This window comes from Archangium violaceum, assembly GCF_016887565.1.
Taxonomy (GTDB): Bacteria; Myxococcota; Myxococcia; order Myxococcales; family Myxococcaceae; genus Archangium; species Archangium violaceum_B.
This window is the reverse complement of the sequence record NZ_CP069396.1, coordinates 1,457,492-1,478,097: the sequence shown is the minus strand read 5'-3', so window position 1 is coordinate 1,478,097 and position 20,606 is coordinate 1,457,492. Positions and strand designations below refer to the sequence as shown.

General features: G+C 70.7%; 21 protein-coding genes. 9 read left to right on the top strand and 12 right to left on the bottom strand.

Annotated elements, in window-relative coordinates; genetic code table 11:
- Positions 1-4: 4 nt before the first annotated feature.
- The 7 genes from JRI60_RS06340 to sitA6 all read right to left on the bottom strand — a co-directional run bounded on the left by JRI60_RS06340 (position 5) and on the right by sitA6 (position 6,340).
- Positions 5-1,099 (bottom strand): NAD(P)/FAD-dependent oxidoreductase, encoded by a 1,095-nt coding sequence (locus tag JRI60_RS06340; RefSeq protein WP_204224958.1) that lies wholly within the window; start codon positions 1,097-1,099, stop codon positions 5-7.
- The gene (locus JRI60_RS06335; protein WP_204224957.1) at positions 1,096-2,850 is read right to left on the bottom strand and encodes a fatty acyl-AMP ligase; all 1,755 of its coding nucleotides are present in this window, start codon (positions 2,848-2,850) and stop codon (positions 1,096-1,098) included. Before JRI60_RS06335 ends, JRI60_RS06340 begins: the two co-directional genes overlap by 4 nt.
- The gene (locus tag JRI60_RS06330) at positions 2,847-3,128 is read right to left on the bottom strand and encodes an acyl carrier protein (protein ID WP_204224956.1); all 282 of its coding nucleotides are present in this window, start codon (positions 3,126-3,128) and stop codon (positions 2,847-2,849) included. Before JRI60_RS06330 ends, JRI60_RS06335 begins: the two co-directional genes overlap by 4 nt.
- On the bottom strand, positions 3,121-3,693 hold the full coding sequence (locus JRI60_RS06325; protein WP_204224955.1) for an isoprenylcysteine carboxyl methyltransferase family protein: 573 nt from the start codon (positions 3,691-3,693) through the stop codon (positions 3,121-3,123). Before JRI60_RS06325 ends, JRI60_RS06330 begins: the two co-directional genes overlap by 8 nt.
- Positions 3,687-4,772 carry a type III polyketide synthase gene (locus tag JRI60_RS06320; protein ID WP_204224954.1) on the bottom strand — a complete coding sequence of 362 codons (1,086 nt, stop codon included), beginning with the start codon at positions 4,770-4,772 and terminating at the stop codon, positions 3,687-3,689. Before JRI60_RS06320 ends, JRI60_RS06325 begins: the two co-directional genes overlap by 7 nt.
- Positions 4,773-4,935: 163 nt before the next feature.
- Positions 4,936-5,652, bottom strand: a complete 717-nt coding sequence (sitI6, locus tag JRI60_RS06315; protein ID WP_204224953.1) for a SitI6 family double-CXXCG motif immunity protein — start codon at positions 5,650-5,652, stop codon at positions 4,936-4,938.
- Between the two features lie 4 nt (positions 5,653-5,656).
- Positions 5,657-6,340 carry a SitA6 family polymorphic toxin lipoprotein gene (sitA6, locus tag JRI60_RS55055; RefSeq protein WP_204224952.1) on the bottom strand — a complete coding sequence of 228 codons (684 nt, stop codon included), beginning with the start codon at positions 6,338-6,340 and terminating at the stop codon, positions 5,657-5,659.
- A gap of 150 nt (positions 6,341-6,490) precedes the next feature.
- Here sitA6 and JRI60_RS06305 point away from each other — a divergent pair, with 150 nt between their 5' ends.
- The gene (locus JRI60_RS06305) at positions 6,491-7,138 is read left to right on the top strand and encodes an NlpC/P60 family protein (RefSeq protein ID WP_204224951.1); all 648 of its coding nucleotides are present in this window, start codon (positions 6,491-6,493) and stop codon (positions 7,136-7,138) included.
- Here JRI60_RS06305 and JRI60_RS06300 read toward each other — a convergent pair.
- Together JRI60_RS06300 and JRI60_RS06295 are read right to left on the bottom strand one after the other, a co-directional pair.
- On the bottom strand, positions 7,125-8,378 hold the full coding sequence (locus tag JRI60_RS06300) for a DNA glycosylase AlkZ-like family protein (protein WP_204224950.1): 1,254 nt from the start codon (positions 8,376-8,378) through the stop codon (positions 7,125-7,127). The genes JRI60_RS06305 and JRI60_RS06300 overlap by 14 nt on opposite strands.
- A gap of 119 nt (positions 8,379-8,497) precedes the next feature.
- On the bottom strand, positions 8,498-8,989 hold the full coding sequence (locus tag JRI60_RS06295; protein WP_204224949.1) for a hemerythrin domain-containing protein: 492 nt from the start codon (positions 8,987-8,989) through the stop codon (positions 8,498-8,500).
- A gap of 235 nt (positions 8,990-9,224) precedes the next feature.
- On the opposite strand from JRI60_RS06295, the gene JRI60_RS06290 reads away from it, so the two are divergent.
- Positions 9,225-9,710, top strand: coding sequence for a MarR family winged helix-turn-helix transcriptional regulator (locus JRI60_RS06290; protein WP_204224948.1), 486 nt, complete (start codon positions 9,225-9,227; stop codon positions 9,708-9,710).
- Positions 9,711-9,815: 105 nt separating this feature from the next.
- Complete coding sequence (locus tag JRI60_RS06285) at positions 9,816-10,196, top strand: hypothetical protein (protein WP_204224947.1); 381 nt, start codon at positions 9,816-9,818, stop codon at positions 10,194-10,196.
- Positions 10,197-10,205: 9 nt separating this feature from the next.
- Here the strand turns inward: JRI60_RS06285 and JRI60_RS06280 are convergent, their stop codons facing one another.
- The 3 genes from JRI60_RS06280 to JRI60_RS06270 form a co-directional block, all read right to left on the bottom strand.
- Positions 10,206-11,123 carry an endonuclease/exonuclease/phosphatase family protein gene (locus JRI60_RS06280; protein ID WP_204224946.1) on the bottom strand — a complete coding sequence of 306 codons (918 nt, stop codon included), beginning with the start codon at positions 11,121-11,123 and terminating at the stop codon, positions 10,206-10,208.
- A gap of 117 nt (positions 11,124-11,240) precedes the next feature.
- Complete coding sequence (locus tag JRI60_RS06275) at positions 11,241-11,945, bottom strand: TetR/AcrR family transcriptional regulator (RefSeq protein WP_204224945.1); 705 nt, start codon at positions 11,943-11,945, stop codon at positions 11,241-11,243.
- Positions 11,926-12,600 carry a DUF4336 domain-containing protein gene (locus JRI60_RS06270; protein ID WP_204224944.1) on the bottom strand — a complete coding sequence of 225 codons (675 nt, stop codon included), beginning with the start codon at positions 12,598-12,600 and terminating at the stop codon, positions 11,926-11,928. Before JRI60_RS06270 ends, JRI60_RS06275 begins: the two co-directional genes overlap by 20 nt.
- A gap of 243 nt (positions 12,601-12,843) precedes the next feature.
- On the opposite strand from JRI60_RS06270, the gene JRI60_RS06265 reads away from it, so the two are divergent.
- The 6 genes from JRI60_RS06265 (at position 12,844) to JRI60_RS06240 (ending at position 20,550) form a co-directional block, all read left to right on the top strand.
- Positions 12,844-13,047 carry a microviridin/marinostatin family tricyclic proteinase inhibitor gene (locus JRI60_RS06265; RefSeq protein ID WP_204224943.1) on the top strand — a complete coding sequence of 68 codons (204 nt, stop codon included), beginning with the start codon at positions 12,844-12,846 and terminating at the stop codon, positions 13,045-13,047.
- A gap of 274 nt (positions 13,048-13,321) precedes the next feature.
- On the top strand, positions 13,322-13,987 hold the full coding sequence (locus tag JRI60_RS06260) for a prepilin-type N-terminal cleavage/methylation domain-containing protein (RefSeq protein ID WP_204224942.1): 666 nt from the start codon (positions 13,322-13,324) through the stop codon (positions 13,985-13,987).
- Between the two features lie 13 nt (positions 13,988-14,000).
- Positions 14,001-14,552, top strand: a complete 552-nt coding sequence (locus tag JRI60_RS06255) for a type IV pilus modification PilV family protein (RefSeq protein ID WP_204224941.1) — start codon at positions 14,001-14,003, stop codon at positions 14,550-14,552.
- Between the two features lie 2 nt (positions 14,553-14,554).
- Positions 14,555-15,778 (top strand): prepilin-type N-terminal cleavage/methylation domain-containing protein, encoded by a 1,224-nt coding sequence (locus JRI60_RS06250; RefSeq protein WP_204224940.1) that lies wholly within the window; start codon positions 14,555-14,557, stop codon positions 15,776-15,778.
- Between the two features lie 4 nt (positions 15,779-15,782).
- Positions 15,783-16,295: a hypothetical protein gene (locus JRI60_RS06245; protein WP_204224939.1), complete on the top strand. Its 513-nt coding sequence runs from the start codon at positions 15,783-15,785 to the stop codon at positions 16,293-16,295.
- Between the two features lie 19 nt (positions 16,296-16,314).
- Entirely contained in the window at positions 16,315-20,550 is a 4,236-nt protein-coding gene (locus JRI60_RS06240; RefSeq protein WP_204224938.1) for a pilus assembly protein PilY, read from the top strand.
- Positions 20,551-20,606 lie beyond the last annotated feature (56 nt).

Sequence of the window (20,606 nt, the reverse complement as noted above, 5' to 3'; positions counted from 1 at the left end):
CGCGCTACACGATGGCGTGGGCCAGGAGGAGCTCGAAGACACGCGGGCTCCTGCCCAGCCAGCGGACCAGCGGCCGGCGCAGCCCTGGCGTGCCCGCCAGCAGCAACATGCTCCGCGTCAGCCACGCGTACTTGCGGAACGCCCGCTGGAACACCCGCTCGTAGGGCAGCAGGGACTCGCGCGTCGCGCCCTTCGCCAGGGCATCGGGCAACAGGTTTCCCAGCGCCTCGGCGCACGTGAAGGCCAGGGACAACCCCTCCCCCGTCACCGCGTCCACGTAGCCCGCCGCGTCCCCCACCAGCGCGAACCGCTCCGCCACCCGCGCCCGCGCCGCCCGCGCCAGCGGCCCCGCCCCCCGCGCCTTCGAGTCCGGCTCCAACCCCGACACCCGCTCGGCCAGCACCGGAAAGCGCGCGAGCAGCGACTCGAAGCCGATGCGCTCCGCCAGCCCGTCCGCCCAGAGGAAGGCCACCCCCACCCGCTCCTCTCCAGCTGGTGTCACGTAGGCCTCCACGCCCTCGGACAGGTGCACCTCCACGAAGGGTGCCCATGGCTTCACCCGGAAGTGCCGCCGCAGCCCGAAGCGCCTCGGCCCCGCCACCTCCAACTCCAACCCCTCGGCGCGCCGCAACGGCGAGGCCAGCCCGTCCGCCGCCACCAGCATCCGCGCCCGCAGGGGCCCCTCCGCCGTCGCCACCTCCCACCCGTCCGCCATGCGCCGCTGGCCCACCACCGCGCAGCGCTCGCGCAGCTCCACCCCGAGCGCCCGCGCCCTCGCGGCCATCGCCGTCACCAGCGCCACCCGCCGCACGCCCAGTCCCCCGGGGGAGGGCAGGCGCCCCTCCGCGCCGCTCCCGTCCTCCTGCACGTAGCGGATGCCCACGAAGGGCGCGCACTCCCGCTTGTCCAGCAGCGCGAGCGCCCCGAAGCGCTCCAGCGCCGCCACCCCCGAGGGCATCAGCCCCTCACCACACGCCTTGTCCGGAGGCACGGTGGCACGCTCCAGCACCACCGTGCGCAGTCCCCGCCTCGCCGTGGTGAGGGCCACCGCCAGTCCCGCGGGGCCACCGCCCACCACCGCCACGTCCCAGGCGCTCACCCCTCGCGTCCCGCCCGGACGAAGGCCAGCGCGCTCTTCGCCATCTCCACCGCCAGCCCCACCGTCCCCACCTTCCTCGGCGCGGTCAGCTCGCCCGCCAGGTAGCGCCGCAGCGCCTCGCCCCGGCGCAGCTTCCCGCTCGAGGTGCGCGGCAGCGTTCCCGGCTCCAGCACCTCCACCGTGTGCGCGCGCACGCCCGTGCCCGCCAGCACCGCCTCGCGGATCCGCTCCTCCAGGCCCTCCCCCGCCGCGTCCGGGGCCCGCTCGGCGAGAATCAGCAGGGCCTCGTCCTGCTCTCCCTCGGGCGTGAAGCCCAGCGCCACCGCGCAGCCCGTGCGCAGGCCCTCCACTGCCTCCAGGCACTCCTCGAACTCCTGGGGCGCGTGGTTGGCGCCACGGATGATGACCACGTCCTTCACGCGGCCCGTGAGGAACAGCTCTCCGTGCGCCTCGAAGCCCAGGTCCCCCGTGTCCAGCCAGCCCTCGGCGTCCAGCACGTTCGCCGTCGCCTCCGGGTGGCCGAAGTAGCCCGCCATCACCGAGGGCCCTCGCACGAACACCCGCCCCACGCGCCGCTCCGGCACCTCGCGGCCCAGCTCGTCGCGCACCTGGACTTCGAAGCCCGCCACCGGACGCCCCACGGACACCACCTCGCGCGAGCCCTCCACCACGCGCCGCTCCGTGGCCAGCACCTTCGCGTCCACGCCCAACGCGCGAGGCCCTCTGCCCGCCGGAGGGAAGGTGACGGCCAGGGAGGTCTCGGACAGGCCGTACACGGGCCGCAGCGCTCCCGCCTGGAAGCCCCACCGGGAGAAGCGCTCGACGAAGCGGCGCAGCGTCTCCACCGACACCGGCTCCGCGCCATTGAGCGCGTGATTCCAACCGGAGAGGTCCACGCCCTCCATCTCCGAATCCTTCACCCGCTTGAGGCACAGCCCGTAGGCGAAGTTGGGCGCGGGCGAGACGAAGCCGCGGTGCCGCGACAGCGCGCGCAGCCACAGCGCCGGGCGCGTGAGGAACACCTCGGGAGGAATCAGCACCAGGTTGCCCGGGTAGTACGCCGCCAACAGCAGACAGCCGATGAGGCCCATGTCGTGGTACAGCGGCAGCCAGGACACGCCCACCGGTACCCGGTCCGACGGAGGCGGCAGCTCCGCCTCCAGCGCCATGAGCTGCGCCACCAGGGCCCCGTGGCCGAGCGCCACCGGCTTCGGGTCCACCGTCGAGCCCGAGGAGAACTGGATGAGGGCGAGCGCGTCGGGAGTCGCGGGCACCGCCAGGTCGCCCTCCGCGCGGGACACCTCCTCCACCGTGTGACAGCCGAGCCTCGGGCGAGCCGCGGCCACGGACTCGCCCAGCAGCAGCCGCACCTTCGAGTCCGTGAGCACCACCACCGCGCCCGACACCTCCAGCATGCGCGCGGTGGAGCGGTGGTACTCGTCCAGCCGTCCCAGCCGCACCGGCGGGTAGAGCGGCACCGGCACCGCGCCCGCCAGCAGCGCGCCGAAGAAGGCATCCATGAAGCCCGGCGAGGTGGGCAGCAGCAGCGCCACGCGCTCCCCGGGAGATACGCCCAGGCGCCTCAGTCCCGCGGCGGTGCGCCGGGCCCGCGCGTACACCTCCGCCCAGGGCATGGACGTCTCGCGCTCGGCCGAGTCCACGAAGACGAGCCAGTGCCGGGTCCGTGCCACGGCGGCCAGCGCGTCGGTGAGGGTGGCATGCTTCAGCGCCGGCAGCGCCGGGCCCTTCATGGCGCGCCTCCCGCGCACGAGGCCCGCGACTCCTCGGCGGTCCGCGAGGCCACCAGCCGCATGAGGTCCTCCACGGTGCTCACCCCCACCGAGTCCTCCACGGACAGACGGATGCGGAAGCGGTTCTCCAGCTCCACCGCCAGCACCGTCAGCCCCAGGCTGTCCAGCTGCAGGTCCTTCATCAGGTGGTGCGAGGGCTCCACCGCCCCCCTCCAATCCAGCTCCTGGGAGACGATGCGGCGGATCTCCGCGAGGACGGCCAGCTCGTTCTCAACCACGGTGCACCTCCGGGATGAAGCGGGGCCTGCCCGCGAAGGCCTTGGCGTAGGCCGCGCCCAGTGCCTCCTCCTCGGCGCGGATGCGCACCCGGAGCAGCAGGGCATTGCCCAGGGAGAAGACGAGGGCCGTCACCCACGCGCCGTGGATGAGCGGGACGGCGGCCAGCTCCAGCACCACCGCCACGTAGTTGGGATGGCGCAGGTACCGGTACGGCCCCCGAGTCACCGGCGGCAGGCCCGGCACCACGATGATGCGCGTGTTCCAGCGCTCGCCCAGCGACGCGATGGCCCAGTAGCGCAGCGCCTGCGCCACGAGCGCCACGCCCAGCGCGGCGAACCCGGCGCCTCCCGAGAACGGACGCGAGAGCCCCAGCACCTCCGCCACGCACGCCACGAGGAAGAGCGAGTGGAAGACCACCATCACCCGGTAGTGGCCCTGGCCCGTCTCCGTGCCACCGCGCGCGAGGGCCCGCGCCGCGTTGCGCTTGGACAGCACCAGCTCCACGAGCCGCTCGATGGCGAGCAGCCCCAGGAAGCCCAGATATCCCTCGACGGAGCTCACCATCGCAGCAGCACCAGTTCCGCGCAGAAGCCCGGTCCCATGGCCATCAGCACCCCCCAGTCGCCCGGCTGGGCAGTGCCGGACTCCAGCATGTCGCCCAGGACGAAGAGCACGGAGGCCGAGGACAGGTTGCCCACCTCGCGCAGCGAGGCCCAGGAGCGCGCCAGCATGTCGGGCGCCAGCTCCAGCGCCTCCTCGAAGGCCTGCAACACCTTGGGGCCGCCAGTGTGCGCCACCCAGTGCTTCACGTCCCCACGGGAGAGGCCATGCTCGGCGAGGAAGCCATCCACGTCGCGGCGGATGAACTCGCGCACGAGCTGCGGCACCTTGGCGGACAGCACCACCTTGAAGCCCGAGTCCACCACGTCCCAGCCCATGATGCGCTCGGTGTCGGGGTAGAGCACCGAGCGCGTGGCCACGATGCGCGGACCGGGCGAGGCCGCCGCCCGCTCGGAGCCCTGGAGCACCACGCACGCCGCGCCATCTCCGAACAGTCCCGAGGCGATGATGTTGGGGATGGACAGGTCCTCGCGCTGCAGCGTCAGCGAGCACAGCTCCACGGAGACGAGCAGCGCCGTCTGGTCCTTGAAAGCCCGGAGGTAGTCCGAGGCCCGTGCCGTGCCCGCCGCGCCCGCCACGCACCCCAGCCCGAAGATGGGTGTGCGCTTCATGTCCGGGCGCATGCCCAGCCGGTTCATCAGCCGCGCGTCGATGCTCGGCGTGGCGATGCCCGTCACGGTGACGAAATAGACGTGGTCCACGTCCCGGGGCGTGAGCCCCGCCTTCTCCAGCGCCTGTCGCACCACCACCTCGCCCAGGTCCAGGGCGACCTGGATCCACGCGTCGTTGCGTTGCTGGAACGTGACGAGCGAGGGGTACTTCTCGATGGGCAGCGCGAGGAAGCGCCCGTCCACGCGGACAGAGCGGTGCAGTTCCTCCAACCGCTCGATGTTGAAGTGCCGGGTGGCCCACATGTCCCGCAGGGCACCGATGATCCGCTCCTGCGGGGCGTAATGGGGCGGAAGCAGTCGTTCGACCGCACGGATGACGGGAGAAGAGTCTGGAGCTGATGCGGAATTCATCGACGCCGTCCCTGCAGGGGTGGGATCGACGGTTAATCACCCACCCGCAAGGGTGCGACCCGCGGTGAAAAGATTGAACGGTAGATCTCCACCTGGAGCGCGCACGTGTCGCCTGGTGCACAGCGGGACCCCTCCGAGTGGGGGGTCCATGAAGGACCATGTCTCAGCGCAGCAGGAGTTCGCGACAGTCGACATCCTCCAATTCCAAGTGCCGCACGGCCTCCACGAAGCACTCGGTACCGATGAGCATCGTCTCGAAGTCGGTCAACCGGAACAGGTCGGTGTGCGCCGGGAGAGAGGCCGCTTCGAGGATGGGGTCATCCGGGCGGGTAAAATAGTCATGCCCACATCTAGGACAGGGTGGAGGCCGCTCCGGTGTGCAGTCAGGGTGCAGCCTGCCGTGAGGCAGGATCTCCAATTCCAACAGCTCCGGATGCTTTTTCTGTCGGAAGCGCAGCTCCGTGGGGAAGCCACGCAGGCCCCGCACACCCTCGGCCTGGAGCAGCTCCAACGCCTCGCGGTGCATCAACGGCATGGTCGCGAAATAGAAGAAGAGGGGACTGAACGTACCGGTAGCCGTGCCCACCAGGGGACCCAACTCGGCACCTGGAAGCAGCTGGGCTCCCGGTGGGACGAGGGGCCGCACCAGCTCGCGCAGACGAACGAATTCATCGAAGGGCTCCGGCCGGGGCTCCGCGTAGGCTTCGCGCTGCGGAAGGGATGACAGATCCGCGCTCGGATAGGCGGTTGCGCTCCCAGCCCACGTGGCTCCACATTCCGGGCAACGGACGCCGGGCAATCCACCCCACTTGTGCCTGGCATTCAGGTTGCCCGTGTAGCGCGATTGCTCGGGAAACCGGAGCCAATAGAACTTCGGCATCTTCTCACCTTCCTTCTCGGGCGTACGGCACAACAGGGCCTGTCAGCTCGAAACGGAACATCAGCTCCCCTGCGTGGCGGTAGATGGCTTCCGGCGGTGCGCTCGGGTTGGCGTCCTTGAACTGTTGCCATGCCATGTTCCACAGGCCGCCGCGAGGTCCTCTGCTGTGGAGGCGGAGATGAACGTGCTCGGGGATGAGGATGGTGAATTGGTGGATGTCCGGCACTCCTTGTCGATAGAACCACCGAGCGAGCTCTTCCGCCTGGGGAAAGATGTGGTGCCGCACCCAACGCCCCGGAGGGAGAACGAACTGCGGAGGCTTGGGGTCGAAGTGACGGTTGAAGCGGAAGGTGAGAACGGGCCTGGAGCCTCGCGGCCATCCGACGGGACGGCTCCTCCACCCGCGCGACGTGGATGAAGGGCCCGGTATGTAGATGGGTCCCCCACCCCGGGACGCCAGCAGCACCTCCTCATTCAAGGAGGACACCACCTCCCGACAGAGGAAGAAGCCACACTCCTCCCTGTCTTCCTGACACAGCAGGACGACGCTTCGCTCGTCCTCGCAGCCCTCTTCCCAGGAGGCCACGACCTCGGGCGTTTCGTTGCTGACAGGAACGGTGGGACTCGAGGTCGCGCATGCGACCAGCAACCAGCACCACAACAGACAGGTTTTCGACAGGTCCCACATGAATCGCGAAGTCTAGAGCACGTCACCCCAGCAACACGTTGGGCAGATGTCTTCCACGTGCAGGACAGATGAGGGGACCCCCTCCGTCACCGGATGGACATCCCGGCAGGAAAACGCGAGGGGCACGCCGGTTGCTGGTGGGGCTCTGGCATGCACCGTGCTTTTTCGCTGTGTGCCTTGTTGATGGGTCTGCTGTCGGCGCCGCAAGCCGAGGCCGCGCGCCGGCCCGCTCCGAGCCGGAGCGCCCGCGCCACCTCCCTGTCGCTCGCGAACCGGGCCGTGGTCCGCGCCTCGCTCTGGGTGGGTCTGTCCTCGTTGAGGAGGGTGAGCCGCTCGGTGAACGACGACTGCTCCGGCCTGGCCAACCTCGCCTACAAAAAGAGGGGGTTGAGCCTGCTGCCCGAGCGCACCCTGCCAGGAGAGGGCGGAGTGGCCGCCATCTACCGCAAGGCGCGCACGCTGGGTGCGCTGCGAGAGCAGCCGCGTCCAGGAGACCTGGTCTTCTTCCGGGAGACGTACGACCGCAACCGGGACGGGCGGCGCAACGACGGGCTCACGCACATCGGCGTGGTGGAGCGCGTCGAGCCGGATGGCACGGTGACGTTCGTGCACCGCGCGGGCGGAGGCGTGAAGCGCTCGAAGCTGCACCTGACGCAGCCGAGCCTCCGCCGGGACGCCCGGGGCCGGGTGCTCAACGACTACCTGCGCCGGCCCGAGAAGACCACGCGGCCCCGGCTGGCCGGGGAGCTGCTCGCGGGCTTCGCCACCGTGGACCACCGGTGGCTCACAGTGCCTTGACGATCGCCGCGCGCCCCCGGACGGTGTCCTCGCTGTCGAGCGAGAAGCTGCGCGCGTGGCCCATGTCCTCCCGCAGGAAGGTGGCCATGCCCTCGGCGAGCACCTCGACGGCCTTGCGGCGCTTGGGGGCCAGCTTGTCGAAGGTGCCGAAGACCACGGTGCCGGCATCCGGGTCGTACTCCCAGAGGCCCACCAGCCTGTCCCCGTCGAACAGCGAGCGGATGGACATGTGGCGCGCGTCGCCGAGCGTGCTGCCCTTCGTATTGCCCCACACCGGAATCTCGAAGGCGTGGTGCCTGGGGTCGGTGAGAAGCGCGGGCCCTCCGTGGAAGGAGAGGTATCCATCCTCGAAAGGAAGCAGGGAGAGGGAGGAGGAGGCTGGCTGCTTTTCCCGGAGCACCGGCAGCTCCTTCTCCAGCACCCAGGCCTCGTCGGAGAAGCCCTCCACGGCCACCGGCACGAGCGGCACCTTCTCCATGGCGGCGCGGGCCTCGCGTTGGGAGAGCGCGGCCCAGGTGGTGAAGTTCTCCACGGTAGCGGGCCCGGCCTGGCGGAAGAAGATGTCGGCGATGTGCGCGTGCCGCACCGCGGGCTCGCCGGACACCTTCGCGCCGGTGAAGGGATTCTTCGCCGGGAGCCGCCAGAGGTAGCGCTCGGTGTCCAGCCGCCCGCCCTCCAGCGTGCGCTCCACCTTGCCCTCGAACTCGAGGTGGCGCAGGGCCGGAGGCAGCGTGGAGGAGAGCCCCAGCTTCTTGCCCTTCTCGCCCAGGCTCCGCACCGTGCCCTCGGGGAGCGCCTTGCGCAGCGCGTCCGTGGAGAGCGGCCCCTTGCGCAGGGCCTTCAGCACGGCCTCGCCCACGGCGGCGAGCTCGGTGGGGGCGATGCCCGCCTTCTCGTGCTCGCGGTCGGCGCGCTTGCGGTATTGCTCCTCGGCGATCCGCAACACGAGCGGCACCTCCGGGCGCGGCACGAGGTAGATGCAGCCGCGCACGGCGGGGATTACCTGCAGCCGGGACTGCGCCACGGCCTCGTCGAGCTGCTGGCGCTTCAGCCCGGGGATACGGGCCCGCACCGCCAGGTACACGTCCACACCCCCGAGCGTGCGTGGCCAGCCGGTGGCCGACACCACCTCCTCGATGCTGCCTTTCTGGGGCTCGGCGAGCCCCTGCTTCCAGTGCCAGTGCGCGCGGGCGCGGTCGAGCGAGAGGGTGAGCGCGGGGGTGATGGGGCTGCGGGGCATGTCGTCCTCCAGGGAGCGCACTCTACGTCAGCGGCACCGCCCCGAGGACAGACGCCCGGTGCTGGACACACGAACGCCCCGCGAGTCATCCCCGCGGGGCGTCCGGCCCTGCCCGAAGCTCACGCCAGCGGCGGGGCCTCGGCGGTCTCGGAGGGCACCTGCAGGCGCGGCTCGGTCTGGATGAGCTCGGAGAACAGCTCCTCGAGCTCCTCGCCCATGACCGTCAGCTCCTCCTTGGTCATCAGCTTCTTCACGCTCTTGAAGAGCTCCTTCTCCTCCTCCTCCACGTGATGCTCGACCAGCTCCTGGAGCACCTTCATCTTGGCCTTGAACTGCGTGTCCGAGGGGTCCATGTCGAGCAGGTCGGCGATGACGCGCTTGACCGACAGATGCTCCTCCACGGCTTCCTGAAGCTTGTCCGCCGTGGGGCCGACATAGACGCTGGGATAGAAGATCTTCTCCTCGATGGTCGCGTGCGCCGCGAGGTTGTCCGCGATGCGCGCGAACAGGTCCATCACCGAGTCATCCCCCTTCTCGATGGCCTTCTCGAACTTCTCGAACAGGTCGTTGACCTCCTCGTGCTGCTGCGTCAACAGTTCGATGGCGTCCATGATCGCTCCTGGATGTACGGCGTGAAGGTTTCTGGGGCCTAACTTCAGCACGCCGCGCGGAGACGCCACGTCCTCGGGCCCGGATGCACGCTCGCTCTCCAGCGCGACGGGCACGTCCCCGAGCCCCTGGCGCGAACGGGTGGCTTCTCTTCCGGAAGGGGCGGGCCAACATTTCGCCGCACCGGGGCTGGTGCACCCAGGACCTGAACCGGTCCGGTCTGGACGAGGAAACTCCGTGTCACGGAATGACTCCACGGTCGAAGGCAAGACCGGCGATGTCGACCGGTTCCGCCAACTCCTGTTCGCGCTGGGGCGGCTCCACTCGCTGAGGGATCCGCTCGCCAGCGGGTGCGAGCGGACGCAGCTCACCGCGCCTCAAATCCACACCCTGCTGTGGCTGGGCGAGGACGGGGCACTGACCATGGGGGGACTGGCCCGGCGGCTGGGCATCACCGAGAAGACGGTCACCGGGGTGGTGGACCGGCTGGAGCGCGAGGGCCATGTCCAGCGCGAGCGCTACCCCGAGGACCGCCGCGTCATCTATTGCCGGCTGACGGCCTCGGGGACGCGGCTGTACCGCAAGCTGGAGCGCACCGTGGTGCGGGGAATGGACCGGCTGCTGGGCCAGCTGGACACCAGCGACCGACGGGCCCTCTTCCGCATCCTGGAGAAGCTCATCGCCTCGGCCGGGCCGGAGTCAGCCGCGGCTCCCGGGCGGTAACCGGACCCCCTGGAGCCCTGGCGGCTCTCCGCCCCTCCGTTTGGACGGGAGCCACACTCGAGGACCATGGACGCGTGCGCCCGGCTGCGCTTCACTGGGGATCCGATGACTCCTCACGAAGCGGAAAAGGCCCTGGCGGACGCGGAACTGGTGCCATGCGTGGAGACGCAGCTGGCGGATGCCCGGAAGCTGGTGGAGGCATGCCTCGCCGAGGGCGTGCCCGCGCTCGTCCACCGCGAGGCGTGTAGCAAGCCGAGCTGCTCGCCGAAGTTCCAGGTGCTCGTGCGCCCCGAGGACACGTCCCGGGTCGCGGGCCTGCTGCAACGGCGCTGGCTGGACAGCCTGGAGCGCGAGGGGCTCGTCCCGGCGGCGGGCCAGGCGCCCCATGCGGTGCCGGAGGACGGCGAGCTTCCCTGCCCCGCGTGCGGTACGGCCGCGCCCCTGGTGCAGGGCGCGTGCGGCGACTGCGGCCTGCAGTTGGAGTGAGCCGGCCGCCTACTTGCTACCGGTGGTGGACGCAGCGGCCTGCGACGGGCGCTGCACCATCTCGACGGTGGGCGCCTTCACGGGCCCGAGCAGCGTGAGATCCGCCACGACCGGAAAGTGGTCGGAGGCGCGCACGCGCAGCACCTGGCTGTGCCTGGGCATGAAGTGGTCGCACGCGAGCACGTAGTCGATGCGCAGGTTGGGGATGACGGGCAGCGGGTAGGTGTCCGAGGGGCCCTGGCCGCGCAGGGCGAACACGTCCACCAGCTCGCGCTTGAGGAGCAGCAGCGAGCGCGAGTCGGGCGTGTCGTTCATGTCGCCCATGAGCAGCTTGGGCCGGGGGTCGGCGGCCAGCAGCTTCATGATGGCGGCGCTCTGGCGCATGCGGACGGCGCCGTTGAAGGGGCGGCGGGTGAGGTGGGTGACGTAGATGCTCACCTCCTGCCCGTTCACCTTCATGAGGACGCGGGCCACGGTGCGCGGCTCGGTGCCGGGCTCCACGGGCAGCGGGTGCTGCTCCACGGACTCCAGCGGGAAGCGGGAGATGAGCGCCACACCGTAGTCACCGCCATACAGGGAGGTGGTGCGGAAGTGGGCGTAATAGGGCAGACCGGTGCGCTGGGCCAGCTCGGCGGGCTGATCCATCCCATTGGCGCGGACCGAGCCGACATCGACCTCCTGGAGGGCGACGATGTCGGGCGAGGCGGAGCGGATGGTCTCGGCCACCTTGTCCAGACCGTGACGGCCGGACTGGATGTTGAAGGTCATCACCCGGAGGTCGTCCTCGCTCCGGAGAGCCGCGGGGCTCGCGAGGGAGGCGGGAGCCGCGATCGTCACCGGAGCCGAGTCGGCGCGGAGAGCGGGGGAGGATGCGCACGCGATGGGGGTCGCGAGAAACAGGCCGGCGAGAAGTCGGTCGAGTCGCATGGGATGGGGGGCGGATCATCGCAGCAATCAGTTGGACCGTCTTCCCGCCCATCCGAGTCAGGCCGGAGAGCAACCAGGCATGCACCCGTGGATGTCCCCTCTCCCTCTGGGAGAGGGCTAGGGTGAGGGTGTTCCCCCGATTCCAGCGCGCCGCAGCAACACACAGGCCTCATCGCGGAGCTGGGTGAGCGTGTGCCGTGTCGCGCCTCCCACCTGCTCCATCCCGGCCACGAGCGACAGCAGCCCATGAGCGGTGGTCCACGCGAGGTTGGCGAGCCGGCGGGGCTCGAAGCCAGGGGCGAGCCGGCCCGCGCGGGCATCCTCCTTCAAACGGGCCTCGAGCGCGTCATTCACCCGCTGACTGGCCGGGTACACGCGCTCGAGCATCACCTCGGGAGGAATGCCGATGAGCTGCGGCCAGAGGTAGGCCACGCGGAAGGCGTCCAGGTCGTCGGCGTAGAAGTCCACCTTGGCGCGCAGCAGCGCCACGAGCGCCTCCACACCGGTGGGCGCGGCGGCGATGGCCGTCTCCAGCACCGCGACCTCGGCGGCGTGCTGCTCGGCGACGAGCGCGCCCACCAGCTCCTCCTTGGTGCGGAAGTAGTAGAAGACGGCGGGCTTGCTGACGTCCGCCGCCGCGGCCACGGCCTCCATGGTCAGCCCGCCGACGCCCTGCTTCGCGAGCACCTCGCGAGCGGCCTCCAGCAGCACCGCGCGCCGGTTCTCCTGGCGCCGCGCCTTGCGAGCCTCGCGCAGGGCCTCGGGAGACTCCGTCCCACGGGGGTCGCGGGGTGTCGAGCGCCTAGAGCCACGCGAAGGCATCCCGCATCGCCTCCTTGCCACCGCGCTCGAGCACCTGGCCGTGACACGGCACCACGCGGTCGAAGTCCCACGAGAGCACCCGGTCGCGCCAGGCCCGCAGCGCGGCCTTGTCCTTCACCATGGTTTTGAGCAGCCAGGTGGGCGCCAGCCGCCCGTAGGCGCCGCACAGCTTCAGATAGTTGCGCGTCAGCCACGAGGACGAGTCGTGGATGTTGAAGGCCAGGTCGGTGAGCAGCAGGGTGCGGCTGGGGCGGTGCAGGAAGGCGAACTCCTCCAGCTTGGGGACACCGTGCGCGAGGAGCAGCTCGAGGGTGGGCGACTGGCCCACGTCCATCACGTCCGACAGCTCCACGTCGATGCGCAGGTCCTTGCGCTTGGCGCGCAGACCCGCGGGCGCGAGCACCCGGGCCGATGGGTATGCGGCGGCCCAGTCCCCGAGCGACAGGTGGTGCATGATGTTGGGCGCCACCAGGAAGCGCACCGGCCCCACGGCATCCACGGCCTGGCGCACGGCGGCATCCAGCTTCACGGGCGAGTGCAGCCACAGGCCGCCGTCCGGCAGGCGCACCACCGTCATTCTTCCGCCCAGGTCGAAGCCCTTCATTCGGAAGGGCACATCCAGGACGAAGAGGTCATTGGAGAGGGGGCGCAACATGACGAGGCTCCTTGTGGTTTTCGACCGACACACCAAAAACTAACCGATGGTCAGAAAATACGCCACCCTCTTTTTCCACCGCCGGGCGAGCGGGGGAGCGTGCCGGGTTGGCTCCGTGACATTCGAATCCAGGGCACTCGAACTCCATTGAGTAATTGACGCACTCGAAGTGCCCGTCACGGCGAGCGGCGGCGGTTGCTCATGAACCCCCCCACCGGCCGGCAGGCCATATGGAGTCTGGACATGAAGAAGAAGGCATCGGGCAAGGCACCGCTGCAGGGCAAGAAGCCGTTCTTCGCGCGTCTGTTGGACGCGCAGGAGCTCGAGCAGGCCGCGGGTGGCCGCCCCGTGCAGACCAAGAAGTACCCCTCGGACAAGGACGAGTGCGACCCCGTCTTCGTCACCCTCAAGTTCCCCTCGGACAAGGACGAGGGTCCCGCCTACTGAACGACAATCCCCCTGAATCCCGCCCAGCTCCGTCCACGACGTCTCACGAGGAGCCATCGTGGCCGGAGCGTCCCCCATCCCGGGCAGGCAGGCTTGCAATGGTTACAAGATGGGAAATTCCCTTCCGGTAGAAAGGCCAGTCCGAGGTAACTCCGGCGGTCACGCGGGATAGAGACGTTCCCCCTCGTTCCGAGGACTTGCACAGGTCATCCCAGCCCCGCGGTACGGGTGGGCCGCGCTTTGCACAGGCAGGCGGGCGGAAGGAGTCCTCCGCGTGTCCGTCCGGTCCCGCTCCGCAGGCTTCACCCTCGTGGAAGTGATGGTCGTGGTCGCCATCCTCGGCGTCCTCGTGACGCTCGCGGGGGTGGCGGTGTTCCATGGCACCGCGCGTGTGCGCGTGAGCAATGCCGCCTTCGAGGTGGGGGCGCTGTACACGGCCGCACAGATGCGCGCCACCAGCATGGGCGTGCCGCACTACGTCGTCTTCCACGATGACGGCACCACGTTCGGCGTCTCGCTGCTGGAGCGCGCGGATGCGCTCGGCGCCTACAACTGGGCCAGTGAGGACGTGACGGACATCTCCACCGTCGGAGGCGTCCTGCACGAGCGCCTGCGGCTGTCCGACGAGGGCGGCCTGGGCTTCCTGGACCTCGGCGCTTCCGGCTCGGGGCTCCGGACGCTGCCCGCCCCCTTCTCCTCCATTCCCCTCACCTCGTCCGGCTCGGGCCGGCTGCTCGGCGGATGCTCCTTCTGCACCGAGGGCACCGGCGGAGCGCGCGGGGTCATCCGCTTCTCTCCCGATGGCACCGTGCAGGTGATGACGGGCGGCGCCGAGGCGGGCGGTGTCGTCGCCTTCGCCACCGATTCGGGCGGGGGCCAGTCCGGCTCGCCCCGCTGGGTGGTCATCGCAGCGCCGGCCGGAGCCATCCGTGTCTTCTAGGAGGACCGTCACCATGTCTCCGTCTTCTCGTGTCCCGAGCGCCCGTGGCGTCAGCCTCGTCGAGGCCATGGCGGCACTCGCCGTCTTCTCCATCGGCCTGCTGGGCGTGCTGCACATGAACGTGCTGGCCAGCCAGCAGAACGGGCTGGCGCGGCGCCAGTCCACCGCGAGCAAGGTGGCCCGGGACCTGGTGGATGCCTTCGAGCGCCTGCCCTTCGACCACGAGCTGCTGTCCACCGAGAGCACCATCGACCCGGCGGACCCGCGCTTCGCGCGCTTCGACGAGGCGGATGGGCGGGTGAAGCTCTCGGACGCGGTGGCGCTCGTCGGGGCGCGCCCGCTGCTCGGCGCGGCGCAGGCCACCGTGGGCGCGGAGGCCACCTACGAGGTGGCATGGCGGGTGGCCCCCGTGAAGGACGCGGACGGCGGCACCGAGGCCCGCCGCATCCTGGTCATGGTGCGCTTCCCCACCACGGCGGGCGGCTTCAAGCAGGTGGATGTCTGGGCGGTGAAGTTCAACCCCCAGGCCATCGGCCGGGGCGCCGCGGCCATCCCGGAGATCTGAGCATGCGCGCGCGTCGGGGCCCTCGGGGATTCACGCTGGTCGAGCTGCTCGTCGGCACCGCGGTGGGCGCGGTGGTGCTCGCGGGCATCGGGCTCGTCTTCATCTCGCAGGCCTCGCAGTACCAGGCCCACGCGAGCCGCCGCGCGGTGCAGTCCAGCGTCCGGCAGGCGCTGGGCTTCCTGGAGCACCACGTGCGCAACGCGGGGTATGGCGTGGACCCGGACCGGGCCATCCTCGCCTATGACTCCTACGACGCGGCCGGCGATGCGCGCGTCGATGGCTACCCGGACGGGCTCACCGTCCACGCGCGCTCCCTGCACTTCCGGCGCCTCGCCACCGAGGTGGGCTCGGACTACCTGCGCTTCGACAAGGCGCTCGAGCGGCCTCTTCGCAAGGGAGAAATCCTGCTCGTCCTCTGCCCGGGCGCCATCCGCTACGCCTACGTGACGGTGGGAGAGACGGCGCCCGCGAAGGCCACCTCGGTGCGGCTGGACACCACCGCCGCTCCGGTGGACTCGCCCGCGGGGCCTCCGGGCGCCCTCTTCCGCGAGCACGACGCGCTGGGAGATGCCTGCTTCCACGACGGCGAGTCGCCGGTGGTGGTGAAGGTGGAGCGCACCAGCTTCTACGTCGCCTCCTTCGATGACGACGGAGACCCGGCCACTCCCGGCGCCACGCCCTACCTCATGCAGCACCGGGGCGTGGACATCAACGGGGACGGGCGCATCGACGGGGCCGACGCCACGCCCATCGCCGTGGGCATCGAGCAGCTCCAGGTGGCCTACATCCTCAATGCATTGGGGAAGAACACGCCGCCGCTCGTGGGCGTGGACGACACCGTGCCCTGGGGCGAGACGTGGCACACCGAGACGCCCGGCACGGACAGGCCCCGGCTGAACGACGCGTACGCCTCGCCGCGGCGCCTCACCTCGCACCCGGCCAACATCCGCCAGGTCCGGCTCACGCTGGTGGCGCGCAGCACCCGGCCGGACACGCAGCGCGAGGGAGACGACGTGCTCACCCCGGGCGCCCCGGGCGCCGAGGGCCCCGCGCTCCCCACGGGGACCACGTCCTGGCGCCAGCTCGAGAACCTGGGCACCGCGCCCGCCAGCGCCTTCGACCCGCGCGGGGGCGGCTTCACCCGCGCCGTGCTGCGCGAGGCCATCGCCCCCAAGAACCTGTTGATGCGCTCCCAGTTCATCCCCGTCCAACCGGGAGGAGGTTGAGCCCATGCGTCCCCGTTCCACGGCCCCGAGGGGAATGGCCCTCGTGATGGCGCTCCTCGTCGTGGTCCTCGCCACCCTGCTGGTGGCGGGGGCCATCACCTTCACCGGCACCGAGCGCAACGCCGCGGTGCTCCAGACGCGCGACGACGCGCTCTCGGCCTGCACCCAGGCGGCTCGCAACCTGTTCCTCGCGCGCCTGCGGGTGCTCACCCCGGGCAGCGCCGCCCAGGTGCAGCTCGCCGATGCGTATGGCCAGGGCATCATCCGCGCGGGTCACTTCACCGGCACGCCCGCGGCACCCGCTCCGGGGGACGCGCCCGCCCCCACGCTGACGAACGTGGAGCGCCTGCCCGCCAATGCCGTGGGCGCCTCGCGCGACTCGGCCCGCGACATCAGCAACACCCTCGGCGACGCGACCGAGGGCGCCTACTGGTACTCCGTCACGGCCCTCTGCCAGGAGTACCCCGGCGGCCCCGAGCGCGAGGTCGAGTTCGTCGTCCGTGTCGGCTTGCAGTAACCCCCCGAGGAATCCCCCCATGAATGCCTGGAGCCATCTCCGCCGCGTGTCCATCACCGCGCTCCTGCTCGCTCCCGCGCTCGCCCGTCCGGAGGAGTCCACGCCGAAGGCCGCCTGCTGCCAGCTCACCACCTCGCTGGCCGCCGAGGCCCTGCGCGGTGAGGACCTCACCGGCGACGAGCGCTTCTTCACGAGCGAGAGCACGCCGCCCAACGTGCACTTCCTCATCGACACCTCGGCCTCCATGCGCGAGCTGCCCCAGGTGGACGAGGGCAACCACGAGGCCTTCTTCGCCTCCGGGGATGGTTGCACGCAGCCGGACCTGCTCGCGGTGGAGGCCGCCAATGGGTGGAACCCGAACGTCGCCTACCCGGTGCCGGACCCGGACCACCCCACCCTGTTCAGCGACGACAAGCTCTACGCGTACATGTTCTGGGAGGACCTCAACGCTCCGGCCTTCCAGTGGAACTCGAAGGAGGACGCCTGCGCGTACCAGCACCCGGCGTCCAGCGACCCGACGCGGGTGGGCTACGACGCGTGCCTCTCGTGCCTCCAGCAGAAGGGCTTCTACAAGCGGCCGGGGGCCACGGGCTCGAAGCCAGGGAACGATCCGAGGCGCCTCACCTACGTCTTCACGGGCCGCTTCCTCAACTTCAACCCGCCCAAGTACGTGACGGCCAAGGCCACGCTCAAGTCCATCCTGAAGGACATGCGGCGGGTGCGCGTGGGCCTCAGCTCCTTCGACGCGGACAACACGGTGCACGGCGCGCTGATGTCCCTGCCGCAGGGCCCCACGTGCGACCAGCTCCGCGCGGACCCCAACGCCTTCGAGACCGCGCGCACCCACTACCTGGCCGCGGTGGACGCGCTGCGCTTCAAGGCCGCCACCCCGCTGGCCGAGTCGCTGCTCAATCTCGGGCAGTACTTCTCCTCGGACAACAGCCTCTACACGGACACCTTCGGCTTCGACGCCAGCTACCTCAAGAGTGGCTTCCAGAACGCGGCCCTCGCCCGCCCCGAGCGCAGCTGGTGCTGGGGCTGCCAGGCCACCTCCATCGTCATCGTCACGGACGGCGAGCCGAGCGCCGACGACCACGTCCCGGCCGCCGCCCTCGAACGCCTCAACGGCGGCCCGGTGACGTGTCCCGCGACGGAGCCGTGCCCGGAGGACGCGCAGCACAAGCTGGATGACGTGGCGAAGCTGCTCGCCACGCAGGACCTGCAGCGCGGCAACCCGGCCGTGGTGGGCGACTTCGACACCGGCGGCCAGCAGAGCCTCACCATCCACGCCATCGGCTTCGGGGTGAACGCCAACATCCTCAAGAACGCCGCGCGCGTGGGAGGCGGGCTCTACCACTCGGCCAATGATGGCGCGGGGCTGAGGAAGGCGCTGCAGGACATCATCGCCAACGTGGACCGGCGCGCCACGTCCTTCGCGACGGCGTCCGTGTCCGGCATGCAGCTGAGCGGCGCGGGGGGCACGCTGGTGCCCCGCCTGCGTCCAGGCCGGGACCGGGACGAGCCGTGGCGCGGCTACCTGTACCGCTACAAGCTCGCCTCGGAGCTGCTGCTCGGCTGCGCGCCGGAGCAGGCGGCCAGCGGCTCGGACCCGAAGGACCTCAACGGGGACAAGGACTGCGAGGACGTCCACCTCATCGACGCGGACGGCGACGCCGTGGTGGAGGACGAGCTGGGCGACTTCGTGAAGGTGAAGGACCGGCTGCAACCGGCGAGGCCCTTCTGGGAGGCGGGCCAGAAGCTCAAGGCCACGGCGGCGCCGACCCAGCGGTGGAAGACGCGCGACCTCTACACCCTCGTGGACAATGGGGGCCCCCAGGGGAACCCGGACGGGCGCCTCGACGCCAACGACACGCCGGTGGAATTCACCGAGGCGAACGCCGCCCTCCTGCGCGAGTCCCTGGGCATCGGCGACGGCGGGTGCACGGTGGCCGGCGAGAAGCTGGGGCCGGACGACTGCGCCCGCGCCGTCATCCGCTACTACCGGGGCGCGGACGTGCTGAACCCGGACAAGGCCCGGCGCGACTTCGACCGGCCCTTCCTGCTGCACGACATCTTCCACTCGGCGCCGCAGAACGTGGAGCCCCCCATGCCCCGAGCCTTCTGCGGCTTCTCGCAGCAGTGCCTGCAGACGCTCTTCGCCGGCCGCACGGAGCGGAAACAGTACGAGGAGCCGGGCACGGGCCGCACGCACGACGCGTATGACGAGTACGTGTCGCTCCACAAGGAGCGCGACCGGGTGGTGCTGGTGGGCTCCAACGGCGGCATGCTGCACGCCATCCACAACGGGCGCCGCTCGGGGGAGGACCCGCTCACCGGGCTGACCCAGCACGACGAGGGCACGGGCGAGGAGCTCTGGGCCTTCGTCCCGCCGGACCTGTTGCCGAAGCTGCTGCCCAAGCTGGGCAAGCATGGCTGGTTCGTGGACGGCACGCCCATGGTGCGCGAGGTCTGGCTGGACGGCGTGGGGACAGCCGGAGACGCGGTGGCGGACGGAGTGAAGCAGGCCAGCGAGTTCCGCACCGTGGCCGTGGTGGGCTCGGGCACGGGCGGGGTGCACCGCTTCGCGCTGGACCTGACGGCGCTGCTGCCCAGCCCGGGCGCGAATCAGCCGGGGCGCGCGCCGAACCAGAAGGGGGACTTCCTGTGGATGTGGCCCCAGCCGTGCGACGCGCTCGCGCTGCAACTGGGCGAGAGCGATGGCCACTTCGCGCCCCGTCCTCCGCCCATCGGACCCGTGGCCCTGGCGGACCCGGAGGGACCCTGGAGCGTGGATGGCAAGGCGGCCCGGGAGGAGTGGGTCGTGTTCCTCAATGGTGGCTATGACCGCTCGCTCAGCCGGGGCCGGGGCCTGGCCATGGTGGACATGAAGACGGGCGAGACGCTGTGGAGCTTCTTCCACGGCGACGGGAGCGCGCGCTCCGAGCACCTGCGCCATCCCTTCGCGGCCAGCGTGGCGATGATGGACATCGGCGGCGAGCTCAGCTCGAAGCCGGATGGGGACCTGCTCTTCGACACCGCGACGGTGGCGGACTACGGCGGCCAGGTATGGACGGTGCGCTTCTGGGAGCCCGGGGAGCGCACGCCGGAGGGACGGGTGGGCAACTGGTTCGCGGCCCGCGCCTTCCAGGTGAAGGCCTCGGGCCCGGACACGGTGCGGCCCTCCTTCAGCTACATGACCTCCAACACGGTGCAGCCGGACACGGGCTACCTGCGCACCTTCGTGGGCACGGGGGACCGCTACAACCTCGCGGAGAGCGGAGGGACGACGTGCCGGCTCTCCAACCCGCTGGGGTGCGCGCAGCTCGGCTGCCGGGCGAGCCAGACCGTCACCGTGGAGCGCGGGGGCTCGACGGCCTGGAGCTCCACCACCACTTATGACGACTACGCGTACACCAGTCGTGCGACCCCGCCGGACACGGCCGGTGCGACCTGCGGCGCGACGAAGGTGTCACTGGCCTGGGACTACGACGCGAAGAACGGGTGTACGGCGAGTGCCTCGGGCCAGGTGGAGTACACCTGCGATGGCACGGGCACGTCCTGGGGCTGCCGGGTGACGAGGAACGACTGGACGCAGCTCGCGGCGACAAAGCCACTGCCGGCCACCAGCCCCCACCGCTTCTACGGCTTCTGGAGCTACGGGGTGAAGAAGGCACGCACCTTCGACACCGACATGGAGGCCTCCACGTACGAGGCGGGCCTGCTGACGGACGACAAGCTGATGGACGTGTCCCAGTTCGACGCCAACGGGCAGGTGACGACGGGGGCGAAGGAAGCCGGTTCCCTGGAGGCGGGCTGGTACGTGCGGTACGGGGCCTCCCGCGAGCAGACGGGCAGCGGCACGGCCATCGTCAACGGGTGCGTGGTGTGGAACAGCTTCGAGGCCGGGGCGGCCAGCGGCATGTGCTCGGCCTCGGGCAACCACAGCGCGCGCGTCTACCAGGCGGGCTTCGTGGGAGGGGCGGCCAACTGCGCCGAGGGCTTCTACACGGCGGCGGCCGGGGGTAGCGGGAGCGGCACCTGGCGGCGCTTCAGCAAGCGGGACGTGGTGGCGGCCCCGGCCGACCCCGCGCCCCAGCGGACCCTGGAGAGGGTGGACATCATCCTGAACGAGCCGGGGACAGGCCCCCGGCGGGTGGGGGTGTCCCTGGAGAACGAGGCCCTCCAGTCCCTCTACCAGCTGGAGCTGGACCGTTCCGGCCATGACTGCCGGCACGAGGCGAACCGCTGCGAGTAGCCGCGGCCATTGATTTCCGGCGGGGGCCAGCGTAGGCAACGGCCCTCACACATTTT